The sequence below is a fragment of the Aeromonas sp. s3 genome (assembly GCF_040907805.1).
Lineage (GTDB): Bacteria > Pseudomonadota > Gammaproteobacteria > Enterobacterales > Aeromonadaceae > Aeromonas > Aeromonas dhakensis.
The window spans coordinates 429,269-435,760 of the sequence record NZ_JBFOCQ010000028.1 but is presented as its reverse complement, the minus strand read 5'-3'; the positions used below and the strand labels follow the sequence as shown (position 1 = coordinate 435,760).

The window sequence follows — 6,492 nt, the reverse complement described above, 5'->3', positions numbered from 1 at the left end:
ACGACGTGCTGGAACTCTTGCACCAGCATCTCGTCTTCGTGGCCCTGCACGAAGATGTTGCCGACGGAATCGGAAGTGAAGGCACCGGCGGTGATGTTGCCCTGAGTTTTACCTTCGATACTGATATAACATGGAGTTGGCATAGAATTGCTCCTGATTGGTTGAACGGTAATGACACTCGACCGAATCCGTTAGCAGTGACCATGCCAATTCATTTTATTGTTTTAAAACAATAGGTTGAATCAATTACCAATCAAGCCATCATCGCAATAACGCAACAAGTTGCGCATTCGAGATATTCATCCAGATAAAGTTGCATGTGCAGAATAAGAAACTAAAAATTCCGCAATGCATTGCGCAAGTCAGAACTTATTTCAACCTAATGACCCGCACGGGAGTGATAGCGACTGAGCCGTGCGTTGACAATAGGAAACACCGGGGACCCGGCTGCCCGTCGAGACAACCTGGCTATAGATGATGGAGAAACTGTGAAGACAGCAGGAGACGACAACCTATCCCGCCAAGCAAAAAACCGACCATCGGGTCGGCTTTTCAATCTGTACGCTGGGTCAAGATCGACTCGCACCATCCCTGGCTCTCGCCCTGCGGGCGGCCTCTGGCCGTCCAGGCGAGCTGTCCTGCCCGCCTGTCGAATCAGGGCCCGAACCAAGCCGCCCGTCACCGGATAAAACAAAAGGCCCCGTCTTGCGACGGGGCCTTTTGTTTTATCCGGCCGTGAGGGATGATTCGCCACTGCATGGCTCACCCCTTCGGGGCGGCCTGCGGCCGTTTATCTCAGCAAGCTGCTCTGCTAGAACCCGGCGAGGGTTCTCACCCACCCTCTTCAACATGAGCTGATAATTCTTCCCCAAAACAAAAAACCGACCATCAGGTCGGTTCTTTAAATTTGGCGGTGAGGGAGGGATTCGAACCCTCGATACGTTGCCGTATACACACTTTCCAGGCGTGCTCCTTCAGCCACTCGGACACCTCACCAAATTTTTACTTCTTGAAGTGGCTTTCGGAGCACGCTGCGCGCGCATCTTGCCGACTTCGTCGGTGGGCAGCCTCTCGGTCACCTCACCAAATTTTGGTCTGTTGTTTAACGTGCTCAGCCAGCACGATGTTCGCTGCGCTGTTGCGCTGGAACGGGGCGTAATTTAGGGGAAAGCCCCGCCGGCGTCAACGGCTTTTTGCATCAGACGAACCGTTCGCACATTTAACGCACAAATCAGTGCACAGACTCCGGTGCGACCTGGATTTCCGGCAGATTCAGGAAGCCCAACCGCTCGCATTCGGAGACCACTTCATGGGTCGCGGCTATGGTGCTCTCGACAAACAGCAGGAACTGCTCAACGCTGAGCCCCGCCTTGGTAAAGACGGTATGGCCCACCACCAGTCGCGGCAGGTTGTCATCGATGATGTCGAGGAACACTTTGAGCGACGGGTACTGCATGTTGAGGCGACCCAGCTCGGCCACCAGCGGCAGCAAGGCGGAGGGACGCACCTCCAGCTCGGATGAAAACAGCACCCCTTCCTCTTCGACGAAGATCCGGCTCTCCTGGATGCCCTCGACGGACTGCAGGGAGACGATGTGGATACCATGGCATTGATCACAGACATAGTGCTCGATACGAGCCTGCTGCAACCAACGCATTATCATTTCGGAGCTGGGGATATTCATCATTTCCACGACACAATTGGGATCAAGGGGCGCAGTCTAAACCAATTTTCCGGCAACCAAAAGCGCACTGGCCGGATAAGCACGGCCCTCGCTTCTTTTTGGCAAGCAGCCTGCATATACTCAGCCCATTCCAGCGCCACACTCGCCCCACAGGGGGCTAAATGACCATCCAAGAAAAGTACCGTCTGCATCTGAAATCCCTCTCGGATGAACTCTTGATCCTGCAAAAGCCCATCCGCATTCTGGATGCCATCAAGTGGCCCCGTCACCTGCAGGCCGACTTTCTGGCCAGCGGAGGGCGCACGCTGCCGGCCGTCGACAAGGCCTTCTATGATGGCCTTCCCCTCGGCTTCGATCCCCGCAACAAGTACCTGGAGCTCAAGGAGCTGCGGGACAGGATCCGGCGCCGGCTCGGTCCCCAGGATGAGCTTGGCCGCATCCTGCAGGAGACCGTGGATCAATACATGGTGGTCATCGAGATGCTGCGCCAGCGCGGGCAACCGGACTTTCTGCGCTACAGCCGGCTGCTCTACGGCTCGGCCGGCGATCACCTGCGCGGCGATCGCAAGACCCTCAAGGAGCTGGGGGCCAGGCTGTGCGACATCTTCTCCCTGCCCGGCGCCCGCCACCTGGTGCGCCCCTACCCCAAGGAGTTCGAGGGGGAAGCGGCGGTGGCCAGGTTGCAGAGCAAGCTGTCGAACTACTTCAGTGACGGCACAGTGCAGGTCAAGCTGAGCGATGGCATCGTCTCGGATGCCGCGGCCGGCGGCGATTACATCAAGCTCAACTCCCACGCCCGCTTCTCCGAACTCGACCTGCAAGTGCTGGAGGTCCATGAGGGCTGGGTGCATGTGGGCACTACCCTCAATGGGCGCCAGCAACCCTATGCCACCTGGCTAAGTGCCGGCTCGCCGCGCATCACCGCCTGCCAGGAGGGGCTGGCAGTACTGATAGAGACCCTCACTTTCAGCTCCTTTCCGGACAGGGCCAAGCGTATCTCGGATCGGGTGATGGCCATCGATATGGCGGAGCGCGGCGCCGACTTCATCGAGGTGTTCCGCCATTTCGTCGATCAGGGTGCCAGCGAGCACGATGCCTACAAGATCACCCAGCGGGTGTTTCGCGGCGGCATGGTCGAGGGAGGCGCCTGCTTCACCAAGGATCTCTCCTATGTGAAGGGTTATGTGGAGACAGTCAACTTCATCCGCAGCGCCGTGCTGGAGGGAGTCCCCGAGATCCTGCCCATGCTGTTTGTCGGCAAGGTGACCCTGGACGACATCCCCGTGCTCTATCAGCACTATCTGGAGGGGCTCATCAGTGCGCCCCGTTATCTGCCCCCCACGTTTCGCGATCTCACCGGTCTCTACGTCTGGTTTGGCTTCGCCTCCGGCATGTCGCTGGTGGATATCGGCCGGGTACAGCAGCACTTTCGCCAGCTGTTCCACCGCCTGCCGGTGGCCGATCCCATCATAGCCCCCGTCGATATCGAGATCGATTGACCCCTCAGAAACAAACAAGGCGCCAGATTGGCGCCTTGTTTGTTCATGTTATCCCCATCAGCCGCGGGTTATTTGAAAGCCCGCCCTTCCAGGTAGTGCTTGCGGCACAGGGAGACATAGCGATCGTTGCCGCCGATCTCCACCTGCTCGCCATCTCGCATCACCTGGCCTGCTTCATTGACCCGGGAGTTCATGTGCGCCTTGTTGCCGCACCAGCAGATGCTTTTCAGCTCCTCGAACTTGTCAGCCAGGCAGAGCAGGTGGTAGGAGCCAGGAAACAGCTCGCCGCGAAAATCGGTCTTGAGGCCGTAGGCGATCACCGGAATGTCCTGCTCGTCGACGATACGGGCCAGCTGATAGACCTGCTCCCTGGTCAGGAACTGGGCCTCATCGACGATGAACACATCGATACGCTTCTCGGCATGACGGGCTTTCACCATCTCGAACAGATCACAGCGCTCTCTGAACACTTCGACTTTCAGCTCCAACCCCACCCGGGCGCTGATCACCCCGACCCCGAAGCGGTCGTCGATGGCGGGTGTCATGGCCAAGGGATGCATGCCCCGCTCCAGATAGTTGAAGTGCGCCTGAATGAGCTGGGTCGATTTGCCTGAATTCATGGTGGCAAACTTGTAGTGCAGTGAAGCCATGATACTGTTCCGAAACTGAATTTATGGGGCGCATGCTAACCAAAGCCCCCAACAAAACCAAGGGGCCTTGCGGCCCCTTGTACGTTTTAAGCAACTGCCAGGTCCGCCTGGGACCTTGCCTTGCGCAAATGGTAGCTGGAGAAGATGACGAACCAGAGGGCGCTGACGCTGAAGCCCGCCAACACCGAGTGCATCAGCCCCATCACCAGATACCCAAGGGCGGCACCAAAGGCGATGGCCAGGGCATAGGGCAGCTGGGTCATCACGTGATCGATGTGATGGCAACCGGCGCCGGTAGCCGACAGGATACTGGTGCTGGAGATGGGCGAGCTGTGATCCCCGAACACCGACCCCGCCAGCACGGCAGCCAGCATCGGCAACATCAGGGCCGCATCGCTGGCCGCCGCCATGTCACCCGCCAGCGGCAGCATGATACCGAAGGTGCCCCAGCTGGTGCCGGTGGCAAACGCCATGGCGCAGGAGAGCACGAACACCACGGCCGGCAGCACTTCCACCGGCAGATTGCCGTTGGCCAGGGAGGCCAGGTACTTGCCGGTCTCCACATCGCGCACCACGGCGCCAATGGTCCAGGCAAACAGCAGGATGTTGATGGCCGGCAGCATGGCCATCACCCCTTGCGGTGCGGCCTTGAGCCAGTTCTTGGCACCGAGTTTCAGACGCATGGCCAGACCAATGGAGACCACCAGACTGCACAGTGCACCGTAGACCAGGGAGGAACCCACGTTGGTATTCTCGAACGAACCGAGCACGCTGAACGGCTCGCCATTGGCGGCCAGCACGGCGGCACCGGAGTCGATCATGAAGTAGACGGTGGCCGCGGTCAGGGTCAGGATCGGCAACACCATGTCGATCATGCCGCCGTTGCTCTCCTCCGGGCTCTCCATGTCCAGACCGATGGGGCGACCTTTGGACTCATCCCACAGCTTGCCTTCCAGCGCCCACTGCTCGTGCTGGCGCATCGGACCGATATCGAGCTGAAACGCGATCACCACCAGCACCATGATGAGGGTAAACACCGCATAGAGGTTCATCGGGATCATCTCGACGAAGGCTGAGATGGGGCTCTGCCCGGTGATGCCGTGAGCCGTCATGATGCCGCCCACCAGGGCGATGATGTAGGCCCCCCAGGAGGAGATGGGCATCAGCACGCAGACCGGCGCCGCGGTGGAGTCCAGCAAGTAGGCCAGCTTGGCCCGGGAGATCTGGAAGCGGTCGGTAACCGGACGGCAGATGGCCCCCACCGACAGGCTGTGGAAGAAGTCGTCGATGAAGAAGGCAAACACCATCATGCCGGTGAGCGCCTTGGCCCCCTTGCGGGTCCTGGCGCGCTTGGCGGCCCACTCGGCAAACGCCCGGGTCGCGCCGGAGACGCTCATCAGGCTGATGAGGCCGCCCAGCAGCAGCATGAACAGCAGCATATTGATGTTGTCACGGTTGAGCGCCCCGTCGACCCAGAAGATCTTGAGCACTGTGTTCAGCATGTAATGCAGGGAGTCGAGGGGAGAAAACTGGTTCAGCAGCAGGCTGCCGGTAACGATACCGACGCCAAGCGACAGCAGCACACGGCGGGTGAGGATCGCCAGTGCGACGGCCAGCAGAGGGGGAATGATTGACCAACCGGAGTCGGCGTAGTGAACGATGTCCATGATCTCTTTGCACCTAAAGACAGCAGGTGGAGATCTACCGAGAGGATAAAGAAACAAAACCCATGGGGAGGTAATACTCCTCAGCCCCTTCAGGTAGCGCTCCATAGTGGATGACTATGGCAGTCCTGCACCTATTAGATGCAGAACCAGCAGCCCGGTATGATGGCCTGGCCACTTCGGCGCTGACTCCTTTCCTCGTGCATCACAGGCATCACCCTCCGCACAAGTAGTCATAGGCAGCGCGCCTCTACTTAAAGGTATTCGAGGCACATTTTATCGTGCCGACACGTTATAGCAAGTTTTTTGATTAAATCCCCAAGCAAGCAAGATCAAAAGGGCAAAGAGGTAGTCAAATGGTGCAAACATTATGATTTTGTCGCTATTTTCATCTACTTGGAACTCAGTCGAGTATGCCACTGGCCAATATTGCTGAATCGGGCCTGAATTCAATTGCATTACTTAATTCCAAGCATGAATTTATTAATTCGACTCGCTTGACTTAATCCCGAATGGCCGTATAAATTAGCCAAAATAACTATTTTTATTTAATTCACTCTTTTGCTCGCGTGGTGAACACTATGAACGAATTTTTGAAAGTACTGCTGAATATCCGTAGCCTGCGCGCTGCTTGCCGTGAGCTGACGCTGGAACAATTGGAAGAAGGCCTGGAAAAGCTCTCCGCAATTGTCGGCGAACGCCAGCAGGATGAAGCCGCCGAGCGTCAGGCTCGTGAAGAACATCAGCGCAAAATTAATGAATATGCCGAAATGCTGAAAGCTGCCGGTATTGATCCGGCTGAACTGGTTGGCACAGTCGCAGCCGAACCGGCCAAGGCTACCAAGAGCAAACGTGCCCCTCGCCCGGCCAAATATCGCTATATGGACAACGGCGTGGAAAAAACCTGGACCGGTCAGGGTCGCATGCCGTCCGTGATTGCCAAGGCGGTCGCCGAAGGTAAATCCGTCGAAGACTTTGCCATCTGATAAAACAGC

The 6,492-nt window shown here is 57.7% G+C and carries 5 protein-coding genes, 1 tRNA gene, 1 pseudogene and 1 riboswitch; of the genes and pseudogenes, 2 read left to right on the top strand and 5 right to left on the bottom strand.

The genetic code is table 11. From position 1 onward, the window contains the following. The 3 genes and pseudogenes from hcp1 to AB5Y98_RS17075 form a co-directional block, all read right to left on the bottom strand. Nucleotides 1-143: pseudogene (gene hcp1, locus AB5Y98_RS17085) on the bottom strand (type VI secretion system effector Hcp1); the annotation flags it as partial. A gap of 765 nt (nucleotides 144-908) precedes the next feature. Next, nucleotides 909-996 (bottom strand) — tRNA-Ser (locus AB5Y98_RS17080). Between the two features lie 235 nt (nucleotides 997-1,231). Next, nucleotides 1,232-1,687, bottom strand: coding sequence for a YbjN domain-containing protein (locus AB5Y98_RS17075; RefSeq protein ID WP_005299960.1), 456 nt, complete (start codon nucleotides 1,685-1,687; stop codon nucleotides 1,232-1,234). Nucleotides 1,688-1,845: 158 nt separating this feature from the next. Here AB5Y98_RS17075 and AB5Y98_RS17070 point away from each other — a divergent pair, with 158 nt between their 5' ends. Beyond that, entirely contained in the window at nucleotides 1,846-3,183 is a 1,338-nt protein-coding gene (locus AB5Y98_RS17070) for a flavohemoglobin expression-modulating QEGLA motif protein (RefSeq protein ID WP_368232313.1), read from the top strand. A gap of 68 nt (nucleotides 3,184-3,251) precedes the next feature. Here AB5Y98_RS17070 and AB5Y98_RS17065 read toward each other — a convergent pair whose 3' ends face one another. Further along, the gene (locus AB5Y98_RS17065) at nucleotides 3,252-3,833 is read right to left on the bottom strand and encodes a thymidine kinase (RefSeq protein WP_005299956.1); all 582 of its coding nucleotides are present in this window, start codon (nucleotides 3,831-3,833) and stop codon (nucleotides 3,252-3,254) included. An 86-nt stretch (nucleotides 3,834-3,919) separates the two neighbouring features. Then, complete coding sequence (locus AB5Y98_RS17060) at nucleotides 3,920-5,500, bottom strand: Na+/H+ antiporter NhaC family protein (protein ID WP_010634245.1); 1,581 nt, start codon at nucleotides 5,498-5,500, stop codon at nucleotides 3,920-3,922. Nucleotides 5,501-5,586: 86 nt separating this feature from the next. Beyond that, a riboswitch (Lysine riboswitch) is annotated at nucleotides 5,587-5,758 on the bottom strand. A 320-nt stretch (nucleotides 5,759-6,078) separates the two neighbouring features. On the opposite strand from AB5Y98_RS17060, the gene AB5Y98_RS17055 reads away from it, so the two are divergent. Beyond that, nucleotides 6,079-6,483: an H-NS family nucleoid-associated regulatory protein gene (locus AB5Y98_RS17055; protein WP_005299952.1), complete on the top strand. Its 405-nt coding sequence runs from the start codon at nucleotides 6,079-6,081 to the stop codon at nucleotides 6,481-6,483. Nucleotides 6,484-6,492 lie beyond the last annotated feature (9 nt).

Coding starts and splice junctions, on each gene's coding strand:
- AB5Y98_RS17065 (WP_005299956.1), bottom strand. CDS start 3,833: ATGGCTTCACTGCACTACAAGTTTGCCACCATGAATTCAGGCAAATCG.
- AB5Y98_RS17075 (WP_005299960.1), bottom strand. CDS start 1,687: ATGATGAATATCCCCAGCTCCGAAATGATAATGCGTTGGTTGCAGCAG.
- AB5Y98_RS17070 (WP_368232313.1), top strand. CDS start 1,846: ATGACCATCCAAGAAAAGTACCGTCTGCATCTGAAATCCCTCTCGGAT.
- AB5Y98_RS17060 (WP_010634245.1), bottom strand. CDS start 5,500: ATGGACATCGTTCACTACGCCGACTCCGGTTGGTCAATCATTCCCCCT.
- AB5Y98_RS17055 (WP_005299952.1), top strand. CDS start 6,079: ATGAACGAATTTTTGAAAGTACTGCTGAATATCCGTAGCCTGCGCGCT.